We start from the raw sequence: 25,681 nt of genomic DNA, 5'->3' as shown, positions 1-25,681 counted from the left end.
TCAAGTGGATCCGGGCCCAGCCCGGCCCGCAATCAATAAGTGTAGCCCAACCGCAGCCCGATCGTCCGCGGACGGATCGTCGAATTAAGCCTGATGTTGTCGCTATTCGACTCAAACGTGGTCGCGCGCTTGTCGGTCAGGTTGGAAACGAACATTTCAGCAGTCCAGCTTTCGCGCTTGAACCCAGCCGACAGATCGAACTGGGCATAGGCCGGAAGCTTGAAGTTCTGCGGCTTGATCGTCGACGTAAACGAGGTGCCAACAAATTGGCCACCCGCCTGGGCAAAGAAGGTCGTGCCCGAAGTGCCTTCATGTTCATAGCGCATGCGCATCCCGCCTTGCCAACTCGGAGCAAGCGCCAGTGGGCTACCCAGCGGAACGAAGGTAAGCGCCAGCGGCCCATCGCCCGGCTGCGGCCGGAAGCCTGCCGGAGTGCTGGCATAGTCGGTCAACTCAGAATCATTGAACGCCAGGTTGGCTGTGATTGTGAAGTCAGGAGTGGCCCGCCAGACCAGATCGGTGGTGATCCCCTTGATCCGGGCATTCGGCCCATTGAGCACAAACGTCGAATTGCTGATCGCCGGCGAATAGATCGAAACCGGGATTCCGGTCCAATCGATCAAGAACGCAGCTCCGTTCCAGCGAATCCGGTTGTTGGCCATTTGCAGCTTCCAACCAAATTCATAGTTCTTCACCCCGTCCGACTGATAGGTTTTGGGGATAAAGAAGTTCGGGTCATTGGTTGCTCCGCCGCGGCGATTGAATCCGCCCGGCCGGTAGCCCTCCGAGAAGGTCGCGTAGAACAGCATGTCGTCGTTCGGCTTGTAGCTGAGCGTAACCTTGGGGGTAGTGCCCTTCTCGGTCGACGGGCTGATTCCAGCCAGCGAAACGGCATAGTTGCCGCCGCCGCAGGTATTACCGTTGGGTGCTGTTGCCCCGCGGAAACCACAGTTGACCGAACCGCGCAGCGACGTTTCTTGGCTGTACCAGCGTATTCCCGCCGTCAGCGTAAGCTTCGACGTGATGTCAACGCTGGCTTCGCCAAACAACGCAAACTGACTTTCACCGCGTTCCGCGTCATTGAAGTAGACGCCGCCAGCAGGCCGGACATAGTTGTTGATCTTGTCGTTGCCGCCCGGAATCTGTCCATTGAAGCCCTGAACCGCAGCGCCTTCATAGTACCAGACACCATCGGCGAAGACCTTGGCGCGGTCAAAATAGACCCCGGCCTGCATACGGATGCGCTTATCGGAAGGAGTGGCGATCCGGAACTCCTGCGTGAAGCGGTTAGACCGCGACTTGTCAAGATAGGTCATCCGCGGTGTGGCGCAGGTGGCATAGCCCGGATAGGAGCAGATGTAGTAAGGCGCATAGGGCCCAACTGCGGCATAGCGGGTATAGTCAAACTTCTGGTCAACCCTGCGGCTCAGGTAGGAACCGGTGTAAACCAGATCGAGCCCGCCCATTTTGCCTTCAACCGACCATTGGACCTGATTGAATTCATCGTGGTTGGTGTCGGGCGAGAACCGCATAACCTTGAGATCGCCCAAGGCCGGATCGTATTGGAACACGCCTTCGGCATCGAGAGTCTGGTACATGTCCTGCACCGTGATCGTCCAGTCAGGCGAAGGGGCCCAGCGCAATGCAATGCGTCCGCCGGTATAAGTGGCCGAGTTGAAATCGTCTCGCGCGAAGGCTGCATTGTTGATTGTCGGGCGGGTGGCGGCCGGCAGGGCAGCGCGCGCCGCTGCGCCTGCGGCGCCGTGCCGTGCGATGCAGGCCGGTGTTGCAGGGGCACCGGGAAGACAGATGGCAGCAGTGCCGTCAGCATTGGTCAATTCCAGCGGCATCTGGAAGGTACCATAGACGTTGTCGATATAGCCGCCCTGCCGATCAACGAATGCCGAGGCACGAAGCGCCAGCGTATCTTCAATGATCGGAATGTTGACGTAGCCATTGGCCGCTCCGCTAAACGCATGACCCGGCGTAGTTGCGCCGGTCAGCGTGAAGCCGGCCTGGAACTTGGAAAGGTTGGGCTTGTTGGTGATATAGCGGATCGCGCCGCCTTCTGCACTGGCACCAAACAGCGTTCCTTGCGGACCTTCCAGAACTTCGACGCGCTCAAGATCGGTCACGTAGACATCAAGGTTGCGGCCCGGAACCGAAACCGAAGCATCATCCAGATACAGGGCAACGGTTGGGCTGGCCCCGGCCACTGCCGATGTCTGGATTGCTACTTGCGACAGCGAAAGGCCGCGGATCGAAATCGTCTTCTGCCCCGGACCGCGCCCACCGGCATGAACCTGCGGAAGTTCGGTCAGCAACTGATCGAAATTGGTGATGCCGCGTTCGGCCAGTTGTTCAGCCCCCAGAGCCTGAACCGTAACCGGCACATCCTGCATCTTTTCGCTGCGGCGGGTGGCGGTAACAACGATATCGGCAATTCCGCCGGTATCGGCCTGCGGCGCATCGCTATCCTGCGCCATGGCCGGTGCGGCCCAAATCGAAGCCAGGACAACCGCGGCTGCCGTGCTGGTAAACAATTGTTGCTTCATGTTTCCCTCCCTGAATATCGAAGCACGAACCTGTTCGCGCCGATAATGCCATGCGGCCCTCACCGCAAAATTCCGTCTCCATCGGCAACCTAGCTTGGGGCCAAGCCAATTGGCTATAGCCGGCGCCAGAATGCCCACGGATCAGACCGTGGCAAGCTGGCGCAGCAAGTCAATCGCGCGAGGCTGCCATTAGCCGCACTGATGGAAAGCATTAGATGCGAATTGATGGAATGCCGCACTTGCAAGCTGGCTCTGCCCGTCTGCATGCACGTCGGCACAAGATTGCACCGCCGCCGGTTTGAAAGAGGTTGCCCACTATGGCCACGAAGACCGAGCCCGGTGATCCCCGCACCCACGGCCTTCAAACACCGCTTGAGGGGACTGGCGCCCCGCCGTGGGATGATACTGCCCAGATCGCGGCCCCGCTAAGGCTGATTGCGCCAAGCGTCGGGCAAGACTGGGTCGATTATAACGGGCACATGAGCGAAAGTTGCTATCTGCTGGTGTTTGGAGATCAGTCTGATGCGTTCTTTCGGCTGATCGGGATCGACGAGGATTACCGCGCCGCGGGACAATCGCTCTACACGGTGCAAACCATGGTCTTCAATCTGGCCGAGGCTCATCTGGGAGACCGGCTGGAGCTGAGCCTGCAACTGATCGATGCCGATGAAAAGCGGCTCCACATTTTCCACGCCATGCACAATGCCGATACCGGCGTGCTGCTGGCGACCGGCGAACAGATGCTGGTCCATGTCAGCATGGCTGCGGGAAAAAGCTGCCCGATGCCGCCCAAAATCCAGCGCCGGATAGCGTTGATCCGTGCTGCGCACAGCACCCTGCCCGTACCGCTCCAGGCCGGGCGAAATATCGCGATCCGGCGCAGCTGACAGAGGCCCGCAATGCACTTTGCCCTTACCCACGAACAGGAAATGCTGACCCAAACGGTCCGCAAATTCGCCGAGACCGAGCTTTACCCGCACGAGGATCTGGTTGAGAAAACTGACGAAATTCCCGCCGATCTGGTCACAGAAATCCGCCGCAAGGCGATCGCGCTGGGGCTTTATGCCGTCAACATGCCGGCCGAACTTGGCGGCGGCGGGCTGGGCACATTCGATACAACCTTGATGGAACGCGAACTTGGCCGGGCCGGCTATGGCCTGCAGATGCTGGTAGCCCGGCCCAGCAATATCCTGCGCGGCTGCACAGGGAGCCAGATCGAGGACTATCTGCTCCCCACAATCCGGGGCGAACGTCACGATTGCCTCGCCATGACCGAGCCCGATGCAGGATCAGACGTGCGTTCGATGCGCACCTTCGCGCAGGCCGCCGGCGGTGATTTCATCATCAACGGGACCAAGCATTTCATCAGCCATGCTGACATGGCCGATTATGTGATCCTGTGCGCGGCAACCGGCGATCTGGGTAGCGGCCGTAAATCGATCAGCTGCTTCCTGGTCGATTTCGATACCCCTGGGCTAGAGCGGCGGCGCGGCCCCAAATGCGTGTCGCACCGCGGCTATCATCAGTGCGAGCTGGTGTTCGACAATTGCCGTATTCCCGCCCGCAACCTGCTGGGCGATCTTGACGGGGGTTTTGATCTGATGGGCCAGTGGCTGGGATCAACCCGGCTGCAGGTGGCAACCACTTCGGTCGGACGCGGCTACCGTGTGCTGGAAATGGCCACTCAGTGGGCCGCCACACGCAAGCAGTTCGGCCAGACAATCGGCAAGTTTCAGGGCACCGGCTTCAAGCTGGCTGACATGAAGACCGAGCTGGAAGCGGCCGAGCTTTTGACCCTGCGCGCAGCCTGGAAGGACGATCAGGGGACCATGACCGATACCGATGCGGCGATGGCCAAGCTGTTTGCCAGTGAGGCGCTGGCCCGCGCCACCGACAATGCCCTGCAAATCTTTGGCGGCATGGGCCTAATGGACGAATTGCCGATCGAGCGGTTCTGGCGCGATGCCCGGGTTGAACGGATCTGGGACGGCACCAGCGAAATCCAGCGCCATATCATCAGCCGCGCGCTGCTGCGTCCGCACGGCGGGTGATATAAGCGCGCGTGATCTTTCGCGCCTGCTGCGCCCGCGCAGTCTGGCCTTCATCGGCGGCAAGGCGGCCGAGGAAGCCGTGCGGCAAAGCCTGGCGCTTGGCTTTGCCGGGCCGCTTTGGCCAATCAACCCCAAGCGCGCCGATATGGCCGGTGTGCCTTGCCTTGCAAACCTTGCTGCACTGCCCGAAGCCCCCGATGCCGTATTTCTGGCGGCCCCGGCCCAGCCCAGCACCGCATTGGCCGGCGATCTGGCAGCAATCGGTGCTGGCGGCACGATCTGCTATGCTTCGGGCTTTGCCGAAACCGGTGCGGAAGGCGGTCTGCACCAGGCCCAGTTGCTGGACGCGGCAAATGGTATGCCGCTAATCGGCCCCAACTGCTATGGCATGCTCAATCTGTTCGATCGGGCCGCCTTGTGGCCTGATCAGCACGGCTGCATTCCCATCGATCAGGGCCGCGGCGTTGCGATCATCAGCCAAAGCGGCAATCTGGCGCTCAACCTAACCATGCAGGCGCGCGGCCTGCCAATCGGATACGTAATCAGCGTGGGCAATTGCGCTGATATTACCCCGGCCGATCTGATCGAGGCGCTGATTGCTGACCCACGCGTGAGCGCAATCGGATTGCACCTGGAAGGATTGGGATCGATCCGGCGGTTCAGCGAGGCCTGCCTTGCCGCGCGGGCGGCCGGCGTGCCGTTGGTTGCGTTAAAGACCGGCGCATCGGCCAAAGGCGCGGCGCTGACCCTTTCGCACACCAGCTCGCTCGCAGGGGCTGATGCGCTGTGCGATGCCATGTTTGAACGGTACGGCGTGGCGCGGGTCTACGATCCGGCCAGGTTTATCGAAACGCTCAAGCTGCTGCATGTCGCCGGACCTTTGGCCGGAACGCAGATTACCAGCGCCAGTTGCTCAGGCGGCGAAGCGTCACTCACCGCCGATCTGGCCGAACGCGCCGGGCTTGAAACCCCTGATTTTCCGCCCGCGGCACAGACCGCGCTGGAAGCAGTGCTGGGCACCAGGGTCCATGTTGCCAACCCGCTTGATTACCACACCTATATCTGGGGCGATCCCGCAGCGTCGCAAACCTGTTTCACCGCGATGATCGGAGCCGGCTTCCAAGCCTCGATCCTGATCCTCGATTTCCCGCGCGCCGACCGCTGCAATAGCCATGATTGGCAGGTAACGCTGGATGCTTTTGTTGCCGCCCACTGTTCGATCGCGCCCACCAAGGGCGCGGTGCGGATGGTGGTCAGTTCCCTGCCCGAAGGCTTGCCCGAGGCGATCGCCACCAAGCTTCTGGGCGATGGCATCGTGCCCATTGCAGGCCTTGGTGAAGCGCTTTGCGCCATCGCGGCCGCAGCAAAAATCGGCGCGGCCTGGGCCCTGCCCGCCCCGCCGCCTTTGCCCGATCCCGCGCCAACCGTTGGCGGTGATGCGGCCATGTGGGATGAGGTTAGATCGAAAGGTGCGCTGCGCGAATTTGGCGTAGCGGTGCCGCAAGGCCAGGTGTTCTCAATGGAGGAAATCGAGGCCTTATGCACCGGTGAAGACATGCCCTTTCCCGCAGCATTTCCGCTTGTTTTGAAAGCTGTAGGCGCGGCTCTTGCCCATAAAACTGAACTTGGCGGCGTAGCCTTGGGAATCGAAAGCCGCACGCGTTTGCTGGCCGAGGCGCGGCGTATGGCGCCGCTTGGCGAAGCACTGCTGGTTGAGGAAATGGTTGGCGGCGCGATTGCCGAATTGATCGTTGGAGTGGGGCGTGATCCGCAGTTCGGGCTGTTCATGACGCTTGGCGTGGGCGGAATTTTCGTCGAACTGATCCGCCAGAGCGAGCAGGTGCCGCTGCCTGCCAGCCGGGCAGAAATCGAAGCCGCGCTGGCGCGCCTGCCAATCTACCACGTGTTGGCCGGCTATCGCGGCAAGCCGGGCTGCGATATGCCAGCGCTGCTCGATACGATCGAGGCAGTTGCCCGCTTTGCCATGGCCCATGCGGACCGTCTGGAAGAACTTGACGTCAACCCGGTGCTCGCACTGGCGAAGGGCGCAATGGCAGTTGATGCCCTGATCCGGATGGAGGAGTGTGTGCAATGAGCGCCGTTCGATGCGATCGCCAGGGCGAGGTGCTGGTCATCACGATCGATCGGCCCAAAGCCAATGCGATCGATGTCGCCACTAGCCAGGAACTCTACGCCGCATTCAAGGCGTTAGACGCTGATCCTGGGCTGCGAGTGGGCATCATCACCGGCACCGGACGGTTCTTTTCAGCCGGCTGGGATCTTAATGCAGCGAATGAGGGAGAGGCCGTTGATGCCGTCCACAGCCCCGGCGGGTTCGCCGGGCTGACCGAATATTTCGATCTGTCAAAGCCGGTAATTGCTGCCGTCAATGGCCTGGCGGTGGGCGGCGGGTTTGAGCTCGCCCTGGCCGCCGATCTGATTGTTGCCAGCAGCGCCGCGCAGTTCTGGCTGCCCGAAGCGCAGCTTGGCATCTTGCCGGATTCGGGTGGTCTGCTGCGCCTGCCCAAATGCCTGCCGCAGCGCCTAGCAGCCGAAATGATCCTGACCGGACGACGCCTTTCGGCCGCCGAAGCCCTTCAGCATGGCCTGGCCAGCCGAGTCTGTGAACCCGGTGCACTGCTTGATACCGCACTGGATCTTGCCGCCAGCATTGCCGCCAGCGCACCGCTGTCGATCAAGGCCGCGCGTGACATCTTGCGCGCCACCAGCGGCCTCGAAGTATCAGAAGGTTATCGCCTGATGCGCAGCGGCGCCCTGCCCGCGTACCAGGCGATGCTCGGTTCAGAAGACGCGCTTGAGGGTCCTGCTGCATTTGCCGAGGGGCGCGCCGCCATCTGGCTTGGCAAATAGGCCCGCCAACACATTGAACCGGGGAGAAACAATCATGCCGAGCAAGCCCAACATCCTGATCCTGATGGCCGATCAGATGTCCGCCCCGTTTCTGCCGTTTTATGCGGAAAGTCCGGCGCAATTGCCAACACTATCCCGGTTGGCGGATGAAGGTGTGCTGTTCAACGCAGCCTATTCAAACAGTCCGCTGTGCGGCCCGGCCCGATACACTTTGCAGGCGGGCCAGTTGCCTTCGCGGACTGGGGCTTATGACAACGCTTGCGAACTGACCGCGATGACCCCGACCATGGCCCATTACCTGCGGTTGGGCGGTTATCGCACGGTGCTGGCCGGCAAGATGCATTTTGTCGGGCCGGACCAGCTTCACGGTTTTGAGGAACGGCTGACGACCGACATCTATCCGGCCGATTTTGGGTGGACTCCAGACTGGACCGATTTCGATCACCGCCCCAGCTGGTATCATTCGATGGATTCAGTGCTGACCGCTGGGCCAACCCGGCGCACCAACCAGATCGATTTTGACGAGGAGGCAGTCTTTGCCACCCGCCGCAAGCTTTACGATATTGTTCGCGAAGATGATGGCCGGCCGTTCTTCATCACCCTTTCGCTAACGCACCCGCACGATCCCTATGCTTGCCATGAAAGCCACTGGCAGCGCTATGATGGCGTCGAAATTCCCATGCCGCGCGTTCCTGATCAGTCCGATCCCCATGCCCAGCGCCTGCGCCACGTGTGCGGCCAGCATCTTGATACCATCACCGACGCGCAGATCCGCGATGCCCGCAGAGCCTACTTCGGCTCTATGAGCTTTGTTGACGATCAGTTTGCGCGGGTCCTTGAAACCCTGGAGGAAACCGGGCTGCGCGATGATACCATCGTTATCGTTTGCGGCGATCATGGCGATATGCTGGGTGAGCGAGGACTGTGGTACAAGATGAACTTCCACGAAGGCGCGGCCCGCATCCCGCTGATCGTTCACGCTCCAAAGCGGTATGCCCCGCGCAAGATCGATGCCTGCGTTTCACTGGTCGATCTGGTGCCGACCCTGATCGAATTGGCTGGACTGACGGCTGAGCCTGCCACCCCGCTTGACGGCACCAGCCTGGTTCCGCATCTCGAAAATGGTTCCGGGCATGACGAGGTGATTGGCGAATATATGGGCGAAGGCGTCGTTGCTCCGATGGTGATGATCCGCCGCGGGCCTTGGAAATTCATCCACACCCCAACCGATCCGGACTTGCTGTACAATCTGGCCGATGATCCCGACGAGTTGCACAATCTTGCTGAAAGCGCAGACCAATCAGAACGCATGGCTGCGCTGAAAGCGGAGGTGGCAGTGCGCTGGAATTTTGCGGAAATTACGCAAGCGGTGCTGGCCAGCCAAAGCTGCCGGCGGCTTGTTGGAGACGCCAATGCGACCGGCCTTCGCTCTCCGTGGGACTATCAGCCCCGGCGCGATGCCACGCAGGAATATGTCCGCCCACATATGGATCTTGAAGATCTGGAGGCCAAGGCCCGCTATCCCAGGGTGCGGTCATGAGCGGCGGCACTGGTGGAAAAAGTCGCCCGTTCGCTTTCACGCTGATCGGGATTGGCGCGGCCACGGCGGCGGCCCATATCGGCAATAATTTCACCACCTATCTGGTGGGCGGACTGATTGACCGGTTCGGGTTTTCGCCCTTTCAGATGGGTGCCTGGAACATGGCCGAAACGCTAAGCTATGCCGCCGCGATGTTTTTGGTTGCCCCCCGCGCGCGCGCGATGGACGCCCGAGTGCTGGCATTGCTGGCCAGCGCGCTGGTGATCGCGGCGCAGTTGGGATCGGCCTTCACAGCAAGCTATGGCCTGCTGTTTCTGGGGCGGATCGGAACGGGACTTGGCTTTGGGCTGATGAACAGCGCGGTCAACCTTGCTGCCGGGCGCACCGCGCATCCGGCGCGCTGGATCTCGCTGGGGATTTCATTTCAGACTGTGCTCTATGCCGCAGTGGCAATTGGTCTGCCCAAATTGGGCGAGAGCCACGGGGTTGAGGGCATGTTTCAGGCGCTGGCCGGGCTGGCCGTGTTGCTGGGCGCAATGGCGATGTTGCTGCCCGGCGGCACCGGGCTGCACTCCGATAATGCCGCTGTGCTGCCGAATCGGCCGATTGGGCCTGAAGGCTGGCGCATCCTGGCGGCGATGGCACTGTTCTCGTTCGGATCGCTGGCGATCTGGCCATTTATCGAGCGGACCGCGAATGTCATCGGCATCCCGGCCACACAATTTGGCGTTTATCAAAGCCTGGCCGTGCTGGCGAGCGCACTGGGCAATGCCGGCCTGGCGCTGGTGATTGATCGGCTTCCGCGTGCCTGGCCGTTATCAGCCGCGCTAGGGGCCTGCGCAGTGTGCTGCGCAATGCTTACCACCGTCAGCAGTGAGGGTGCTTTTGCCGCCGCCTTTATCGCCTTCATGGCGAGCTGGTTCCTGACCTATCCGTTGCTGCTGGGGCTGACCTATGCCCACGACGATAGCGGCCGGCTGGCCGTGATGACCACCGGCACATGGCTGCTATCGACCAGCGTGGGATCACTGGCGGCAGGCGCAATTGCCCAGATCCTGGGCGGTTATACCATGATCGGCCCGCTGGGCGGAGCAATCTGTGCCGGCGCGATCCTGTTTGCCTTGCCCGTTGCCCGGCGGCTCGATCAAACCCAGCCCAGATCCTGATCGCGCTGCCAAGGCCCAGCCTCGCTTGATTTACTAAGCAGGTATATTATATGGCTGTCACTAATGACCGCCTCTATATATTTTTGTGGCAGGCCCGCCCGTCTGGCCCCCATCGTTCTGGTCAAGCCATCGAACGATGGCTGAGGCAAAGGCCGTGCCTGGATCACCAGCGGTAACGCAGGGCGATGCTGCGCTGCTTTTTGACGATTCCCCCACTCTGCCGGTCGCCAACCCGATGCTGCTGACCATCGGGGTCATGCTGGCTTCGCTGCTGCAAGTGCTTGATACCACGATCGCCAATGTTGCCATTCCGCACATGCAATCTGCGCTGGGCGCAACCAGCGATGAGATCAGCTGGGTGCTGACCAGCTATATCGTGGCCACGGCGGTGGCGATGCCGATCACGGGCTGGCTTGCGGATCGGGTTGGATCCCGGCGGCTGTTTCTGGTTTCGGTATCGGGTTTCGTGCTCAGCTCGATGCTTTGCGGGATGGCCCAGAACATCACGGAAATGGTAGTGTTCAGAGCGCTGCAAGGGATAACCGGCGCGTTCATCTCGCCGCTAAGCCAGGCCGCGATGATTGATACCAACCGGCCTTCGCGGCAATCGCAGATGATGGCGATCTGGGGCATGGGGATTATGGTTGGCCCGATCATGGGGCCAATCCTGGGCGGCTGGCTGACCGAAAACTGGAACTGGCGCGCAGTCTTCTATGTCAACGTGCCGCTTGGCGCGATTTCGCTGGCAATCATGGCCGCCGCGCTGCCATCGCGGGCCATCATCAGGCGCAAATTTGATCTGGTCGGTTTCTCGATGATCGCGCTGGCCCTGACTTCGGTGCAATTGCTGCTTGATCGCGGCAACCACATCGATTGGTTCGATTCCGCCGAGGCCTGGCTCTATGCCGTGCTTGCGCTTTCAAGCGGCTGGATCGCGGTAATACACCTATCGACCGCGCGAAATCCGTTGTTTGATCGCCAGCTGTTTGCCGATCCCAATTTCATCTTCGGAATGGTCTTCAGCCTGGTGATCGGGCTGGTGATGTTCGCCAATATGGCACTGCTGCCGCCGATGTTGCAGCACCTGTTCGGCTATGACGTGATCGGAACCGGGGAACTGCTGGTGCCGCGCGGAATTGGCACGCTGATCTCGATGCAGCTTAGCGGGATTGCGATCCGCCGTGGCTTCGATCCCAGGATACTTTTGGCGAGCGGGTTTGTAATTGCCGGCATCTCAATGTGGCAGATGGCAGGCTGGTCGCTGGAATCCGATTCCTGGCATTTTGCCAGTTCGGGCTTCATTCAGGGCATCGGGATCGGCATGGTCTTCATCCCGATCAACGCCAGCGCTTTTGCCACCCTGCCGCCGGCGATGCGCACCGATGGTTCCAGCCTGCTAAACCTGTCGCGCTCGATCGGATCATCGGTTGGCATATCGATCGTCACCACCATGCTGGCCCGCAATATCCAGACTTCGCACACCGATCTGGGAACCCACATCACCGCATCATTTAGCCAAATTGTCGATTTTTCGGCGCTCGATCGGTTCCAGGCGCTGGGCGAAGCGGGCCTGCGGGCGCTCGATGCCGAGGTAACCCGCCAGGCGGCCATGATTGCCTATATCAACGATTTTTACATGATGATGTGGATGAGCTTCGCCGTCGTCCCGCTCACCTTGTTGATGCGCCGTGCCAATCTCAGCCAGCCCCGACCCGGCCAACAGCCAGCCGCCGACATCCCCCACTGATGTTTTGAAAGTATTGGTAGCGGAGGAGGGACTCGAACCCCCGACACGCGGATTATGATTCCGCTGCTCTAACCAGCTGAGCTACTCCGCCTTACCATGGCAGCGCCCCGCGAAAGGCGGGGCAGGCGGCGCACATAGGATGCGGGTTAGGCTTGGTCAAGCGCGCTCTTTGCCGCGAAATTTCCATACCCCCACCTCTTCCCATTCAGGATTTCGGTACAGATGCAGCCCCAGCCCGGTAAAGGCGAAATAGCGCGGCTGAAGCCTTGCCCCAAGCTCTGCCTGAAGCGCCAGCGCGGCATCGCGCGAAACCTTGTTCTGAACCGTGATGTGCAGTTTTTTGCCGCCCTGATCCTGGCTGGTCAGCATATGCCAGAAATGTTCGGCGATCCGATCGCGAATTGCCAGCATGCCCGGTGAACGAATTGCCAATGCCGTACCGCCGCCCAGATCCATCAAACCTGATTGCTCTGCCGCAGGTGCGGAAAATTCGCCCGCAATCCGCGCCAGCATACGCGGCAATTCATCTCGCAGGCTGGGTGCAAAGCTGTGGAACAAGGTGACGTGCGCTTTAAGCCAATTGCGCGATTGCGGGAAATGCTGGCTGCGCAAACTGTTGGCCCATGAAAAAATATCGGCAGGCAATTGGGCCGTAACGATAAACGGTGCGGACGGCGTCCGGGAGGGGGCTGGAGAGGGGTCCACCGCCCGCACCTAACGGAATTATGCGGCCTGTGCCACCGGCTCTGCGGTCAAGGCAGCCAATAGCTTTTCAGGCGCAGTTTCGCCGTAGGGATCGGCATCCGATCCCACATCATTGATGCCCGGCTCTTCAAACCAATGGGTGATCGCATTGTCTTCCACGATCATCGCATAGCGCCAGCTGCGCATGCCAAAGCCAAGATGGTCCTTGTCGATCAGCATGCCCATCCGCCGAGTGAAGTGCCCCGATCCATCGGGAAGTAGCTTGATCTTGCTGAGGCCTAGCTGCTTGCCCCATTGATACATCACAAAGGCATCGTTGACCGACAGGCAATAAACCGCGTCCACGCCGGCCGCCTTGAAAAGATCATGAAGGCGCTCAAAGTTGGGGCATTGCTCGTTGCTGCAGGTTGGCGTGAAGGCCCCCGGCAATGAAAAGACCACCACCTTCTTACCGGCAAATTCGCTGCGAACGGCAAAGTCTTGCCAACGGAACGGGTTAGGCCCGTCCACCGCATCGTCGCGCACACGGGTTTTCAGGGTGATATCGGGAATCTGGCGTCCTAGCATTGTGGTAGTCTCCTGTGTTGGTGGCGTTATACCGGGCCTCAATAAATTGGTGAAACCGCCAATACTGGAAATTGTGATCGTATTTTCAGATTAATCGATTGCTTGAATTTCCCGGCTTTGGGGGCCACGCTGCGAAAGTCTGGTGAGGAGAACACATTCATGCCCCGTCCTGCCCTGCGCCTAGGTGCACTTGCGCTGTTGCTCACATCAACGGCGCTTGCTGCCGGGGCCCCCGCCCCCGATCTGAACCCCAAACCAGCCAGCGCAGCAACCCGCGCTGCCCAGACCCGCCAGGGCGCTGCGCTTCCGGTTGAGGACGGCCGCGATGCCGAATTTGCAAATCGCGGCTTTATCGCCACCCGCGCCGATCCGATCATCCGTGATGCCAAAGGCAAGCCAGTCTGGAACCTTGATGCGTATCAATGGGTCAGCGGCCCTGCTCCCGATACGGTCAACCCTTCGCTGTGGCGCGAGGTTGGCCTGCTGCGGATCCACGGGCTGTTCAAGGTTGCGGACGGCGTCTGGCAAGTACGCGGCTTTGATGTTTCAAACATGACGATTATCGCAGGGAAGACCGGCTGGATCGTGGTTGATCCACTGACGACCCGTGAAACGGCCGCTGCCGCGCTCGAACTGGTCAATCAGCAGTTGGGTGGGCGGCCGGTAACCGCGGTCATCTACAGCCACAGCCACGGCGATCACTATGGCGGGGTGCGCGGGATTGTGAGCGAAGCCGATGTTACCGCCGGCAAGGTTGCGATCATCGCACCAGATCATTTCATGAAGGAAACCGCATCGGAAAGCGTACTGGCCGGGCCAGCGATGGGCCGCCGTGCGGGCTACCAGTTCGGCACCGGCATCCTGCCTGGTGCGCAAGGCCAGATGGGCAGCGGGATCGGGATGGGCTTGCCCGCCGGCGAAATCACCCTGATCGCACCGACCGACACCATCGCCAAAACCGGCGATACCCGCACTGTTGATGGCATCGCGCTTGAATTCCAGATGGTGTCGGGCAGCGAAGCCCCCAGCGAGTTGAATGTCTTCATTGCTGCGCCGCGGGTGTTTCTCTCGGCCGAAATGTCCACCTGCTCACTCCACAATATCCTGACCCCGCGTGGAGCCAAAGTGCGTGATACCCATGCCTGGGCCGGTTATCTTGACGAGGCACTGACGCTCTATGGCGGGCGTAGCGACGCGGTGATTTCAAGCCATTGCTGGCCGCGTTTCGGCCAGGGTGAGGTTGCCGGGATGCTCGCCAGCCAGCGTGACAACTATGCTTTTCTGCACGATCAGACTGTCCGCCGGATGAACCAGGGCCAGACTGCGCCGGAAATAGCCGAAGGTCTGGTCCAGCCACCCGAACTTGCCGGGCAATGGTTCAACCACGGCTATTACGGCACCTACAGCCACAATTCGAAAGCGGTCTATCAGTTCTATCTGGGCTGGTATGACGGCAATCCATCCAACCTCAATCCATGGCCGCCGCAAGAGCGTGCCAAGCGTTATGTTTCGGCGATCGGCGGGCCGAAGAAGGTAATCGCCTTGGCCCGCAAGGCAATGGCGGCGGGCGACTACCGCTGGTCATCAGAACTGCTAAACCACGTGGTCTTCGCTGATCCCGCCAATGCAGAGGCTCGTGCGCTGCTGGCCGATAGCTATGAACAGCAGGGCTATCAGGCAGAAAGCGCGATCTGGCGCAATCAATACCTCTCTGCCGCGCGCGATCTGCGCCAGGGATACAAGCCGGGCGGGGTCAATTCACAGGGCCAGGATATGATCGCCGCAGTGCCCAGCCAACTGCTGATGGATTCGGTCGCAACACGCTATGATCCGGCTCGGCTTTCCTGGCCGCGGGTCGATCTCAATATCGAGCTGACCGACCGCAAGGAAGTGATCGGAATTGAAGCCGGCAAAACGGTGCTGGTGGCGCGGGTTGGGCAACCTGTGGCCAACCCGGCGGTGATCCTCAGAGGTCCGCGCCGCCTGATCCTGGGTTTGCTGTTCCTGAAACTGCCGCTTGCCCAGCTTGAAGCTGCGGGGCTTGAGGTTGAAGGGGATCCCGATGCAGTTGCCGCTTTGCAGGCCGCGCTCGATCCGGTCAGCCCCGGATTTACAATTGTAGAACCTTGATCGTCGTCCCGGATTTGTTTCGGGGCGACTTCAAAAATCCCCGCGTTCCTTGCGGATCAGATACCACTTTTCGACGTTTGCGTTGTGTTCCTGATAGGTTGCGGCAAAGGCGTGGCCGCCGGTGCCATCGGCCACCATAAACAGCGCATCCGTGGTTCCGGGATGCAGCACGGCCTCGATCGAGGCGCGGCCTGGGTTGGTGATCGGACCCTTTGGCAGGCCGACCATCGAATAGGTGTTGTATTCGTTGACCGCGTTGATTTCCGATTGGCGGATCCGCCGGCCCAGCGGCTTGCCCTTGGTGATCGGATAAATGATCGTAGGATCAGCCTGCAGCATCATTCCGCCCCGCAACCGGTTGCAATAGAGCCCGGCAACCATCGGCCGCTCGCTGGCCTTGCCGGTTTCCTTTTCAACGATGGAGGCCAGGACCAAAGCCTCCTGCATGGTCTGGACCGGGCATTTGCCGTCGCGCTTTTCCCATAGTTCGGCCAGCGTGCGCTGCATCGGCGCCTGCATTCTCAGCAGCACCGCCTGCCGGCTTTCCCCTTTGGTGATTTCATAGGTGTTGGGCAGTACCGATCCTTCAGCAGGAACTTCGATCGTGCCTGTAAGATCCTGATTGGCCATCAATTTATCAAATACCATTACCGAAGGCATGCCTTCAGGAATGGTAACAAAGCGCCGCATGATATCGTCTGAGGCGACCACCCCCAGAATCTGGCGCATGCTGGCTCGGGCTGGCAATTTGAATTCGCCGGCCTTGATCGTTTTGCCCAGGCCAAACACCCGCGCACGCAATTTGAATGCGGCGGCGGATTCGATTGCGCCTTCTTTTTCCAGCTTGGCTGCAACTGCTGAAAGGCTGGCGCCATCGGGCACGATGAAGGCTGCATCCTTGGCCAAAGGCCCGGCCCAGACCCAGCCGCCACCCAGCCAGCCCAGCAGCGCTACAACCAGCGCGGCAGCAAGATAGAATGGCAGCGGCCCGCGGCGCGAACCCAGCATCAATCGATAGCCTTGACGATCACGCTGGCGTTGGTTCCGCCAAACCCGAACGAATTGTTGAGTGCGGCGCGCACCACCCGCTTCTTGGCGACATGCGGCACCAGATCGACGCCTTCGGTGCCTTCATCCGGATCATCAAGATTAAGCGTGGGCGGTAAGATCTGATCGCGGATCGCCAGAATGCAGAAGATCGTTTCCACTGCGCCAGCGCCGCCCAGCAAGTGGCCAATTGCGCTTTTGGTGCTGCTCATCGAAGCGCCGGTCAGATCATCGCCCAGAACGCGCTTTACCGCGCCCAGTTCAAGCGTATCGGCCATGGTCGACGTGCCGTGGGCGTTGACATAGTCAATATCGCCCGGCTGCATCCCGGCCTTCTTCATCGCCATCCGCATCGATAGCTCGGCGCCCTTGCCTTCGGGGTGCGGCGCGGTGACGTGGTAGGCATCGCCAGACAGGCCATAGCCTACCACTTCGGCATAGATCTTCGCGCCGCGGGCCTTGGCGTGCTCGTACTCTTCAAGCACTACCACTCCGGCGCCTTCGCCCATTACAAAGCCGTCGCGGCCCTTGTCATAGGGGCGGCTGGCCTCGGTCGGGCGATCGTTGAAGCTGCAATTTAGGGCACGGGCCTGGGCAAAGCCGGCTACGCCCAACGGATTAACGGTGCCTTCCGCTCCGCCCGCCAACATCACATCGGCATCATCATCGCGGATCATCCGCGCCGCATCGCCGATTGAGTGCGCGCCAGTTGAGCACGCAGTAACCACCGCATGGTTGGGGCCCATCAGGCCGTATTTGATGCTGACCTGGCCCGAAATCAGGTTGATCAGGCGGCCGTGAACGAAGTGCGGGCTAACCCGGCCCGGACCTTTTTCATACAACACGATTGATTCGGCTTCGATCCCCGGAAGGCCCCCGATCCCTGAACCGATCGAACAGCCTGTGCGCAGTTTCAACGCCTCGTCCATATCGACCAGGCCCGCGTCTTCCAGCGCTTGTCCGGCGGCATCGATGCCATAGATGATGAACGGATCAACCTGGCGCTGGACCTTGTGATCGACGCGAAGGTTGGGATCAAAGCCATATTCGTGATCCGGCCCCTTCACTTCGCAGGCGATGGTGCACTTGTGCCCTTCGGTATCGAAGCGCGTGATCGGTCCTGCCCCGCTTTTGCCGGCAATCAGGTTGGCCCAGGTCGTCTCGACATCGCCACCCAACGGGGTAACCAGACCAAGACCGGTGACGACAACACGGCGCATGCGAATCTCCAAACTTCTAAAACACAACAGGCCCAGCCCGTTTAGGGACTGAGCCTGTCAGAGACCATGACGAGGGTCAAACGGCACCAAACGATGCCGGATCGATCCGCGCCGGTCTGTTACCCAAAGGCGATCAGCCCTTGTGGTCGTTGATATATTTGATGGCATCCGAAACGGTGCTGATCTTTTCGGCAGCATCATCAGGGATTTCAACGCCAAATTCTTCTTCGAAGGCCATCACCAGCTCAACGATGTCGAGCGAATCAGCGCCCAGATCATCGATAAAGCTGGCATCTTCGGTAACCTTGTCGGCCTCGACCCCGAGGTGTTCGACAACGATCTTCTTAACCCGATCGGCGGTGTCGCTCATGGTATGTCCCTTCGTGAACGGCAGATGAAAACTTACGGTTCAAGCCCCTAGAGAACGGCGCGCGGGAAGGCAAGAGGGTGCACCGATTCCTGATACGGTTGGGGATCAAGTGACGATGATCATGATTTCGTGATTGACCGAGATAATATCGGCCGCCTGCATCGGCTTGCCAGTCTTGTGAGCCTGAATGGTGTAGATCGAGCCATAGTGCCCCATTTGCACGCAGACCCGGTCCGGCGAGTCGGGAATGCAATCCTCTACCTCGCCGATGGTGTCCAGAGACACGTAGTCACCATTCGATCGGCAAGCCGCAGCGTCCTTATCGTTGCGGCAGTTTTCGAACTGGTTGGTGCTATGCGCCAACCAAGACTCCAGCGCCAGCATGGCAAAGCCTGCCTCCATGGCCTTCTCTGGCGATGATGCCTTGAACCAGCCGGTCCATTCCTCATCGCGGCTCGCTGGGTCAAGCTTACGGCATTCGCCAGAAAAGGGTGAGCGAGCCTGTTCGGCATCTTCGGCTGCAGTCACGTATTCCGGTTTGGGCGGCGCGGCGAAGCGGTAGCTGCGATTAGCCGTTATCGCATAGGGCCGCGAAAGCCGGTCTGCATGGGGCCCTACCCTGTCCATTGCGGTGTAATAGAGCAGCAGCGTATCGCGCTGGCACAGCGACTTGTACGCGGTCGCTGATGCCCTGGTGTGCAACCACACATCGCCTTCAAGGCCAAGCTGATTGGATGCATAGAGTGACTTGCTGGGCAGCAGAATCGACAACAGATCCTTTCGCACCTGCCTGTTCTTTTCCGCATCCGACATGCCGCGTACATCGGCCCGCGAAATCGCCCTGTCAGCTGCCGCGCCGATTAACACGCCGGCAGCCAGCGCCACTGCAACCATCTGGACCGCCTTGGATTTGATCATTGCAGCCTCCTGCCGCGATCAAACCACAAGCGGCAGCCCAAGTCACCCCTGCGGCTTGGGCGGCTCCACCACCCGCAGCGCCAGTTCGCGCAGCTGGCGCGGTTCGGCTGGGCTTGGTGCGCCCATCAAGAGGTCTTCGGCGCGCTGGTTCATCGGGAACAGGGTAATCTCGCGCAGGTTCTGCACGCCGCAGATCAGCATCACCATCCGGTCAACCCCGGCTGCCATCCCGCCGTGCGGCGGCGCGCCATACTGGAACGCGCGGTACATGCCGCCGAAACGGTCTTCCACGTCTTGCTGGGTGAGGCCAGTCAGCTCGAATGCCTTGACCATCAGATCGGGGTGCTGGTTGCGGATCGAACCCGAGGCCAGTTCATAGCCGTTGCAGACCATATCGTACTGATAGGCCTTGATCGTCAGCGGGTCCTGAGTTTGCAGCGCCTCCATCCCGCCCTGCGGCATCGAAAACGGGTTGTGCGCGAAATCGACCTTCTTGTTTTCATCGTCCCATTCATAGAACGGGAAATCGATGATCCAGCAAAACTTGAAAGCTTCGGTATCGATCAGTTCAAGCTGCTCACCCGCCCTTGCCCGCGCGGCGCCGGCCAGCTTGGCGGCCTGATCGGCCTTTCCAGCCGCAAAGAACGCGCCGTCATCGGGGCCAAGTCCAAGGCTGTCCCACAGCGTAGCCATCTTGTCCTCGCCGTGGTTCTTGGCGATCGGACCGCCAAATACGCCAGCCTTACGGGTCGCATAGCCCAGCCCGGCATGGCCTTCGCTGCGGGCCCATTCGTTCATCTCGTCAAAGAATTTGCGGCTCTTTTCAGCGGTGTTCGGCGCCGGGATCAGCCGGACCACTCCGCCCTCGCCAACGATCTTTTCAAACAGACCAAAGCCCGACGCGGTGAACTCGCTGGTGACATCGCGGATGATCAACGGATTGCGCAAATCGGGCTTGTCAGTCCCGTAATCGAGCATCGCCTGGGCATAGGGAATCCGCGGAAACTCGCCGGCGGGGGTAACCGTTTTGCCATTCGCGAACTTTTCAAAGATACCGGCCATCACCGGCTCCATCGTGTCCCAGACTTCCTCCTGGGTGACAAAGCTCATTTCCAGGTCGAGCTGATAGAATTCGCCCGGCAGCCGGTCTGCCCGGGGATCTTCATCGCGAAAGCACGGGGCGATCTGGAAATAGCGATCGAACCCCGCCACCATCAGCAGCTGCTTGTACTGCTGCGGGGCCTGCGGCAGGGCAAAGAACTTGCCGTTGTGGATCCGGCTGGGGACCAGAAAATCACGCGCGCCTTCGGGCGAAGATGCGGTCAGGATCGGGGTCGAAAACTCGGTAAAGCCGATGTCCTCCATCGCCCGGCGGGTTTCGCGGATCATCGCGGTGCGGGTCATGATGTTGGCGTGCAGCGTTTCGCGCCGAAGATCGAGGAAGCGGTATTTCAGCCGCACATCCTCGGGATATTCCTGCTCACCGGCTACCGGCAGCGGAAGTTCCTCGGCCCGGCTCAGCACCGCGGCGCTGCGGGCATAGACTTCGATCGCGCCGGTTGGCAGGCCAGTGTTGACCGTGCTTTGGCTGCGCGCCTTTACATCGCCATCGATGGTGACCACCGATTCCGGCCGGCAGGCTTCAAGCACCGCCAGCGCCGGGCTATCGACATCGGCCACGATCTGGGTCAGGCCATAGTGATCGCGCAGATCAACAAACAGCACGCCGCCATGATCGCGTTTGCGGTGGACCCAGCCTGAAAGGCGAACGGTCTGGCCAACATCACTGGCGCCAAGCGCGCCGCAGGTGTGCGAACGATAAATATGCATCGAAACTCTTTCCAAGCGGCCCGGTTTAAGGCAGGGCCCAAAACGCGGGCTAACAGGCGAATCCCGTGCTTTTGTCAAGCCGAGGTCCCACCCGGGGCCACCTACAGAAAAGAACGATGAAAATACACCCACTGATTACGACGTCCGATGCTCTTGCGGACCTTTGCGCGCGGCTTTCGAAAGCTGATTTCGTGTGCGTTGACACCGAATTCATGCGTGAGAACACGTATTGGCCTGAATTGTGCCTGATCCAGATCGCCGATAGCGAAGAAGCAGCCGCGATCGATCCTCTGGCCAAGGGTATCGATATGTCACCCCTGCTTGATCTGCTGGTCGACAACGAAGACGTGCTCAAGATTTTCCATGCCGGCGGACAGGATGTGGAAATCATCTACAACCTGACCGGCAAGACCCCGCACCCGATCTTCGATACCCAGATCGCGATGATGGCGGTCAGCCAAAGCGAACAGATCGGTTATTCCAATCTGGTCGAAAGCTGGCTGGGCCTGCAGATCGACAAGGGCGCGCGCTTTACCGATTGGTCGCGCCGTCCGTTAACCGAACGCCAGATCGAATATGCGATCGGCGATGTAACGCACCTCGCCAAGATTTTTCCCAAACTGCTTGGTCGCCTGATCAAGACCGGACGCGGGGTGTGGCTTAATATCGAGATGGAAAAGCTGGCCGATCCAGCCGGTTACAAGAACGATCCCGATTTGGCTTGGCACCGGATCAAGGCTGCGGGCCGCAATCCGGCGATGCTGGGGCGGCTTAAGGCGCTGGCCCATTGGCGCGAACTGGAAGCGCAAGACAAGAACATCCCGCGTGGCCGGATCGCCCGCGACGAAACCGTGGCCGATATCGCCAGCCACCCGCCCAAGAACCAGGCTGATCTTGCCAAGGTGCGCGGACTTTCCGCAGCATGGAAGGACAACGAGATTGGCCGGCGGATGATGGCTGCAATAGAAAATTCAAAACCGCTGAGCGACGACGAGCTTCCCGCCCGGACCCCGCGCGGCGCTCCGCTGGGCAAGGAAGGCGCGCTGGTTGCCGATCTGCTCAAGCTGCTGCTCAAGATTCGCAGCCGCGAAATCGATGTTGCTTCGCGGTTGCTGGCGCGCAGCGAAGATCTGGAGCTGCTGGCCGCCGGAATCCGCGAACTTCCGCTGCTCCAAGGCTGGCGCTTTGAAGTTTTCGGCAAGGACGCACTCGATCTGGTCGAAGGCAAGATGGCCTTCGCTGTGGTGAACGGCAGGCTCAAGATGACCCATGTTGATGATGTGGTTGAGGATACAGCCGAAGCCGAGATCGTGATTGAAGCGGAGTAATTTTTTCGCCGCTTGGCTTCGCGTCGCTACCCGTGCGATAGCCTGACCCCATGTCAAGCTATCTGCCCACGTTGAAACAGCTGCAATACCTGGTGGCACTGCACGAGCATGGCCACTTTGGCCGCGCGGCGGATGCTTGCTTTGTTTCGCAATCAACGCTTTCCGCCGGGCTGCGCGATCTGGAAACGCTGCTGGGTGTGGTGTTGGTAGAACGAACCAAGCGTGCTGTGCGGTTTACTCCGCTGGGCAACGCGGTGGTGGCCAAGGCGCACCGCCTGCTGCGCGAAGCTGAAGAGCTTTCCGATATGGTGCAAAGCGCCGGACAGCCGCTTTCCGGTGAAGTGCGGATGAGCGTTATCCCCACAATTGCGCCGTTCCTGCTGCCGCGGATGCTGCCGCGCCTGCGCCGTGAACGCCCTGCGCTGAAGCTGTATCTGCGCGAGGAAACCAGCCAGGCCGCGATCGAAAGCCTGCACCACGGCCGCTCTGATTGCGTGCTGTTGGCGCTGCCCTTCCCGACCGGTGAGGTCGAATGTGAAGTGATTGAGCTGGATGCGCTGTGGGTGGCCTTTCCCAAGGACGATCCGCGCGATCCGCCCGAAGAAGTGTCACCCGATATGATCGACGAGAACCGCCTGCTGCTGCTGGAAGACGGCCACTGTCTTAAGGAACATGCGCTGGCCGCCTGCAACCGGCCCGAACTGCGCGCATCGGCGACCATGATCGGTACTTCGCTGCACACGCTGGTGCAGATGGTCGATAACGGCTTGGGGCTTACTATGCTGCCTGAAATGGCCCTGGATGCGGGGATTTTGAACGGCACCGATGTGGTCGCACGCCCGCTCAAGTCTGGTAACGCCAACCGCGAAATCGCGCTGATCTGGCGCAAGAATTCGCCGCGCGCGGAGGAATTCCGCTTGCTGGCTGAAGAATTGCGGGCGGGATAGGAACGAAAACATGCATGACCTTGCCCAACGCCGCATCCAATGCGTGCTCGATCACATGGCACTGGAAATCCCGCATGATTGGGACGCGGTGATCGCCACTTTCGATGGCCATCCGCGCTACGAACTTTATGGCACCGGCACCGTGTTCGATGGTGAGGAAGCGGTGCGCGGCTATTTCCATATGTCGCGCGTGCCTTTTCCCGATCAGGCCAACGAAGTGATCGCGATTGCCCACGCAGACGACACTGTGCTGGTGGAATTCTGGCTGACCGGTACACATTTGGGCCCGATCAAACTGGGCGGAACTGTGATCGAGCCCACGGGCAAGGCGTTTCGTGTGCGGATGGCCGCCAGCTTTGAGTTCGCGACGGGCCGCGACAAGATTCTGGTTGAGCGGCCGTTTTTTGACCAGACAATGATCGCACAGCAGTTGGGACTGGGGTGAGCCAGCAGGCTCAATCCATGTGCTTCAGTCCCACGCGCAAATAGTCCCACCCGGTAATCACCGTCAGCACCGCTGCGGCCCACAGTGTGGTCAGGCCCACGGTGTGCGGCACGTTGATCGAATCCCCGCCCAGTGACATCGTCCAGATCGGCAAGGCCTTGCCCAGAATCAGCGCACCCAGGCAAGCCATCTGGAACGTGGTTTTCCATTTGGCCAGACGGCTGACCGGAACCGAAACTTGCAGCCCACCCAGAAACTCTCGCAAGCCAGATACGGCGATTTCGCGGACCAGGATGATCCCGCCGGCGATCACATGCATATCGCCCACATACGGCCCGCGCAGCACGCCTTGCGCCGCCAGAACCAGAATCACCGTGGCGACCATGATCTTGTCGGCAATCGGATCAAGAAACTGCCCGAGCTTGCTTACGGCGCCGCTGGAACGCGCGATGTAACCATCGAAATAATCGGTGATTCCCATCAAGCAATAGAGCACAAAGGCCATCAGATAGCCCCACTGCCAATCCGGCCACCACAGCAGGAAGGCCAGCAACGGCAAAGCGACGATCCGCGAAAGCGTCAGGATGTTGGGAAGTGACATCATCCTGAAATGAATAGCGGCGAAGGCGCTCGTGCAAAAGAGGGACTTTAAGCTTGTCCGCAATGGGCTAGCCGCTAGGGTCCCCGTCAACCGGGACAGCTGCAAGCGAATTCATGACAACCCAGACCCACCTGATCCACTCTCGGCGCTTTCTGCCGCTGTTCGTGACCCAACTGCTCAATGCCTTCAACGATAACCTGTTCAAGAACGCGATGGTGCTGTTCGTGGTTTATGAGGTGTACAAATCAGAAGCCGCTGAAGGGCAGTTCAGCGCGATCGCATCAGCTGTGTTTATCCTGCCGTTTTTTGTGCTTTCCGCAGTATCCGGGCAATTGGCCGACATGCGTGACAAGGCGCGGATTATCCGGACCGTCAAGATAGCCGAAATCGGGATCATGCTGGTCGGTGCCGCCGGCCTGCTGATGGCCTGGCAGGGCTATATGGTGACCAGCGTTGCAATCCCGCTGATGTTGCTGGCACTGCTGGGGATGGGGATCCACTCGACTTTCTTTGGTCCGATCAAATACGCAATCCTGCCGCAGCACCTGCACAAGGATGAAGTGCTGGCCGGCACCGGACTGGTTGAGGCCGGAACCTATATCGCAATCCTGGCCGGCACGATTCTGGCAGGCTGGATCCCGGTGCAATGGGCCGCTGTGGGTGTGGTGATAACTGCAATCATCGGCTATTTTACCAGTCGCCAGGTCCCCGATGCACCGCCGCATCATGAGCCTGAGCCGCTTGATTTCCACCTGATCCGCGCCTCGATCAGGCTGGTCCGCAACACCAGCCATGATCGCCGGGTGTTTCTGGCGATCATGGCGATCAGCTTTTTCTGGACCATCGGCACCGTGCTGTTCGTGCAGTTCCCGCCGCTGGCCAAGAACGTCCTGACGGCCAGCAAGGAAGTAGCCAGCCTGTTTCTGGTGATTTTCTCGATCGGAGTCGCGCTTGGCTCAATCTCGGTCAATGCGCTGCTCAAGGGCACCGTTTCTGCGCGCTATTCGCCCGGATCGGTCTTGGTGATGGGCCTGTTTGTGGTTGGGTTCTTCCTGGTCTGCCAGGCCTGGCCCACCCACCATGAAGGGTTGCACGATGTTGCCAGTTTCCTGGCTGAACCGCTTGCCATTCCACTGTTGCTGTGCCTGCTGGGGATTGCCGTGGCGGGCGGCATGTTCGTGGTGCCGCTGTATGCGTTCCTCACCACGTTCGTCGAAAAATCACAGACCTCGCGAACGATCGCCGCCAACAATATCGTCAATTCGTTCGCGATGGTAATCGGATCGCTGATCGCCACCGGGCTATCCATCGCCGGGGTTGCGATCATCAACCAACTGCTGCTTAGCGCGGTGATGTGTCTGTTTTCCGCCTATCTTGGCGGGCTCCTGGTCAAGGCAGAGCGCATCGGGGCGGCCCAAGTCTAGGCGATATACAGGCTGACCGCGATGAAGCAGGCTCCATAGGCGATCAAAAAATCGCGCAGGTCCTTGAACCAGGATGGCCGCGCTCGCGGAACCGCAATCGGCTCCCCGTCACTGCGAACGTGGGGCGGGAGGCTGGCCAAAAAGCGATGGCGGGCCTTTTCATCGGTAAGAACAAGCGACCTTCTCATGTCAGCCGGGTTAAGTTTTTGGAAACCATCA

Annotated in this window: 22 protein-coding genes and 1 tRNA gene; 12 read left to right on the top strand and 11 right to left on the bottom strand. The window is 60.2% G+C overall.

Annotated features, from left to right (window positions below; translation table 11 throughout):
- Positions 1–32: 32 nt before the first annotated feature.
- Complete coding sequence (locus tag ABL914_RS04550) at positions 33–2,555, bottom strand: TonB-dependent receptor (RefSeq protein WP_391561970.1); 2,523 nt, start codon at positions 2,553–2,555, stop codon at positions 33–35.
- Between the two features lie 317 nt (positions 2,556–2,872).
- Between ABL914_RS04550 and ABL914_RS04545 the strand changes: the two genes are divergently transcribed.
- From ABL914_RS04545 to ABL914_RS04515, 7 genes are all read left to right on the top strand, one after another.
- Positions 2,873–3,442 (top strand): thioesterase family protein, encoded by a 570-nt coding sequence (locus ABL914_RS04545; protein WP_391561969.1) that lies wholly within the window; start codon positions 2,873–2,875, stop codon positions 3,440–3,442.
- A gap of 12 nt (positions 3,443–3,454) precedes the next feature.
- Complete coding sequence (locus ABL914_RS04540) at positions 3,455–4,606, top strand: acyl-CoA dehydrogenase family protein (RefSeq protein ID WP_391561968.1); 1,152 nt, start codon at positions 3,455–3,457, stop codon at positions 4,604–4,606.
- A complete protein-coding gene (locus ABL914_RS04535; RefSeq protein ID WP_391561967.1) occupies positions 4,527–6,701 on the top strand; it encodes an acetate--CoA ligase family protein in 2,175 nt (724 codons plus the stop codon). The genes ABL914_RS04540 and ABL914_RS04535 overlap by 80 nt, the downstream gene beginning before the upstream one ends.
- Positions 6,698–7,477, top strand: a complete 780-nt coding sequence (locus ABL914_RS04530) for an enoyl-CoA hydratase-related protein (protein ID WP_391561966.1) — start codon at positions 6,698–6,700, stop codon at positions 7,475–7,477. Before ABL914_RS04535 ends, ABL914_RS04530 begins: the two co-directional genes overlap by 4 nt.
- Positions 7,478–7,511: 34 nt before the next feature.
- Positions 7,512–9,017, top strand: a complete 1,506-nt coding sequence (gene betC / locus ABL914_RS04525; RefSeq protein ID WP_391561965.1) for a choline-sulfatase — start codon at positions 7,512–7,514, stop codon at positions 9,015–9,017.
- Complete coding sequence (locus tag ABL914_RS04520) at positions 9,014–10,183, top strand: MFS transporter (RefSeq protein WP_391561964.1); 1,170 nt, start codon at positions 9,014–9,016, stop codon at positions 10,181–10,183. Before betC ends, ABL914_RS04520 begins: the two co-directional genes overlap by 4 nt.
- A gap of 136 nt (positions 10,184–10,319) precedes the next feature.
- Positions 10,320–11,930 carry a DHA2 family efflux MFS transporter permease subunit gene (locus tag ABL914_RS04515; RefSeq protein ID WP_391561963.1) on the top strand — a complete coding sequence of 537 codons (1,611 nt, stop codon included), beginning with the start codon at positions 10,320–10,322 and terminating at the stop codon, positions 11,928–11,930.
- Positions 11,931–11,944: 14 nt separating this feature from the next.
- On the opposite strand, the gene ABL914_RS04510 is transcribed toward ABL914_RS04515, so the two are convergent.
- The 3 genes from ABL914_RS04510 to ABL914_RS04500 form a co-directional block, all read right to left on the bottom strand.
- Positions 11,945–12,021 (bottom strand) — tRNA-Met (locus ABL914_RS04510).
- 65 nt (positions 12,022–12,086) lie between these two features.
- Positions 12,087–12,575, bottom strand: coding sequence for a 2'-5' RNA ligase family protein (locus ABL914_RS04505; RefSeq protein ID WP_391561962.1), 489 nt, complete (start codon positions 12,573–12,575; stop codon positions 12,087–12,089).
- Between the two features lie 78 nt (positions 12,576–12,653).
- A complete protein-coding gene (locus tag ABL914_RS04500; RefSeq protein ID WP_391561961.1) occupies positions 12,654–13,202 on the bottom strand; it encodes a peroxiredoxin in 549 nt (182 codons plus the stop codon).
- A gap of 159 nt (positions 13,203–13,361) precedes the next feature.
- Between ABL914_RS04500 and ABL914_RS04495 the strand changes: the two genes are divergently transcribed.
- Positions 13,362–15,332 carry an alkyl/aryl-sulfatase gene (locus tag ABL914_RS04495; RefSeq protein ID WP_391561960.1) on the top strand — a complete coding sequence of 657 codons (1,971 nt, stop codon included), beginning with the start codon at positions 13,362–13,364 and terminating at the stop codon, positions 15,330–15,332.
- A gap of 30 nt (positions 15,333–15,362) precedes the next feature.
- Here the strand turns inward: ABL914_RS04495 and mltG are convergent, their stop codons facing one another.
- The 5 genes from mltG to aspS all read right to left on the bottom strand — a co-directional run bounded on the left by mltG (position 15,363) and on the right by aspS (position 20,717).
- Positions 15,363–16,340 carry an endolytic transglycosylase MltG gene (gene mltG, locus ABL914_RS04490; RefSeq protein WP_391561959.1) on the bottom strand — a complete coding sequence of 326 codons (978 nt, stop codon included), beginning with the start codon at positions 16,338–16,340 and terminating at the stop codon, positions 15,363–15,365.
- Entirely contained in the window at positions 16,340–17,599 is a 1,260-nt protein-coding gene (gene fabF / locus ABL914_RS04485; protein ID WP_391561958.1) for a beta-ketoacyl-ACP synthase II, read from the bottom strand. Before fabF ends, mltG begins: the two co-directional genes overlap by 1 nt.
- 133 nt (positions 17,600–17,732) lie before the next feature.
- Entirely contained in the window at positions 17,733–17,969 is a 237-nt protein-coding gene (locus ABL914_RS04480; protein ID WP_292973230.1) for an acyl carrier protein, read from the bottom strand.
- 105 nt (positions 17,970–18,074) lie between these two features.
- A complete protein-coding gene (locus ABL914_RS04475) occupies positions 18,075–18,887 on the bottom strand; it encodes a hypothetical protein (RefSeq protein WP_391561957.1) in 813 nt (270 codons plus the stop codon).
- A gap of 42 nt (positions 18,888–18,929) precedes the next feature.
- Positions 18,930–20,717: an aspartate--tRNA ligase gene (gene aspS / locus ABL914_RS04470; protein ID WP_391561956.1), complete on the bottom strand. Its 1,788-nt coding sequence runs from the start codon at positions 20,715–20,717 to the stop codon at positions 18,930–18,932.
- Positions 20,718–20,833: 116 nt separating this feature from the next.
- Here aspS and rnd point away from each other — a divergent pair, with 116 nt between their 5' ends.
- From rnd to ABL914_RS04455, 3 genes are read left to right on the top strand one after another with little or no spacing between them, the layout of a single operon-like run.
- A complete protein-coding gene (gene rnd / locus ABL914_RS04465) occupies positions 20,834–22,045 on the top strand; it encodes a ribonuclease D (protein ID WP_391561955.1) in 1,212 nt (403 codons plus the stop codon).
- A gap of 50 nt (positions 22,046–22,095) precedes the next feature.
- Positions 22,096–22,992, top strand: coding sequence for a hydrogen peroxide-inducible genes activator (locus tag ABL914_RS04460; protein WP_391561954.1), 897 nt, complete (start codon positions 22,096–22,098; stop codon positions 22,990–22,992).
- Between the two features lie 10 nt (positions 22,993–23,002).
- Positions 23,003–23,437 (top strand): ester cyclase, encoded by a 435-nt coding sequence (locus tag ABL914_RS04455; protein WP_391561953.1) that lies wholly within the window; start codon positions 23,003–23,005, stop codon positions 23,435–23,437.
- Positions 23,438–23,447: 10 nt separating this feature from the next.
- Here ABL914_RS04455 and pgsA read toward each other — a convergent pair whose 3' ends face one another.
- Positions 23,448–24,041: a CDP-diacylglycerol--glycerol-3-phosphate 3-phosphatidyltransferase gene (gene pgsA, locus ABL914_RS04450; RefSeq protein ID WP_391561952.1), complete on the bottom strand. Its 594-nt coding sequence runs from the start codon at positions 24,039–24,041 to the stop codon at positions 23,448–23,450.
- Positions 24,042–24,151: 110 nt separating this feature from the next.
- Here pgsA and ABL914_RS04445 point away from each other — a divergent pair, with 110 nt between their 5' ends.
- Positions 24,152–25,462, top strand: a complete 1,311-nt coding sequence (locus tag ABL914_RS04445) for an MFS transporter (protein ID WP_391561951.1) — start codon at positions 24,152–24,154, stop codon at positions 25,460–25,462.
- On the opposite strand, the gene ABL914_RS04440 is transcribed toward ABL914_RS04445, so the two are convergent.
- Positions 25,459–25,650 (bottom strand): hypothetical protein, encoded by a 192-nt coding sequence (locus ABL914_RS04440; RefSeq protein ID WP_391561950.1) that lies wholly within the window; start codon positions 25,648–25,650, stop codon positions 25,459–25,461. The two genes, ABL914_RS04445 and ABL914_RS04440, sit on opposite strands and share 4 nt — an antisense overlap.
- Between the last annotated feature and the right edge of the window lie 31 nt (positions 25,651–25,681).

Source organism: Novosphingobium sp., assembly GCF_040079535.1.
Lineage (GTDB): Bacteria > Pseudomonadota > Alphaproteobacteria > Sphingomonadales > Sphingomonadaceae > Novosphingobium.
This window is presented reverse-complemented; position numbering and strand designations above follow the sequence as displayed.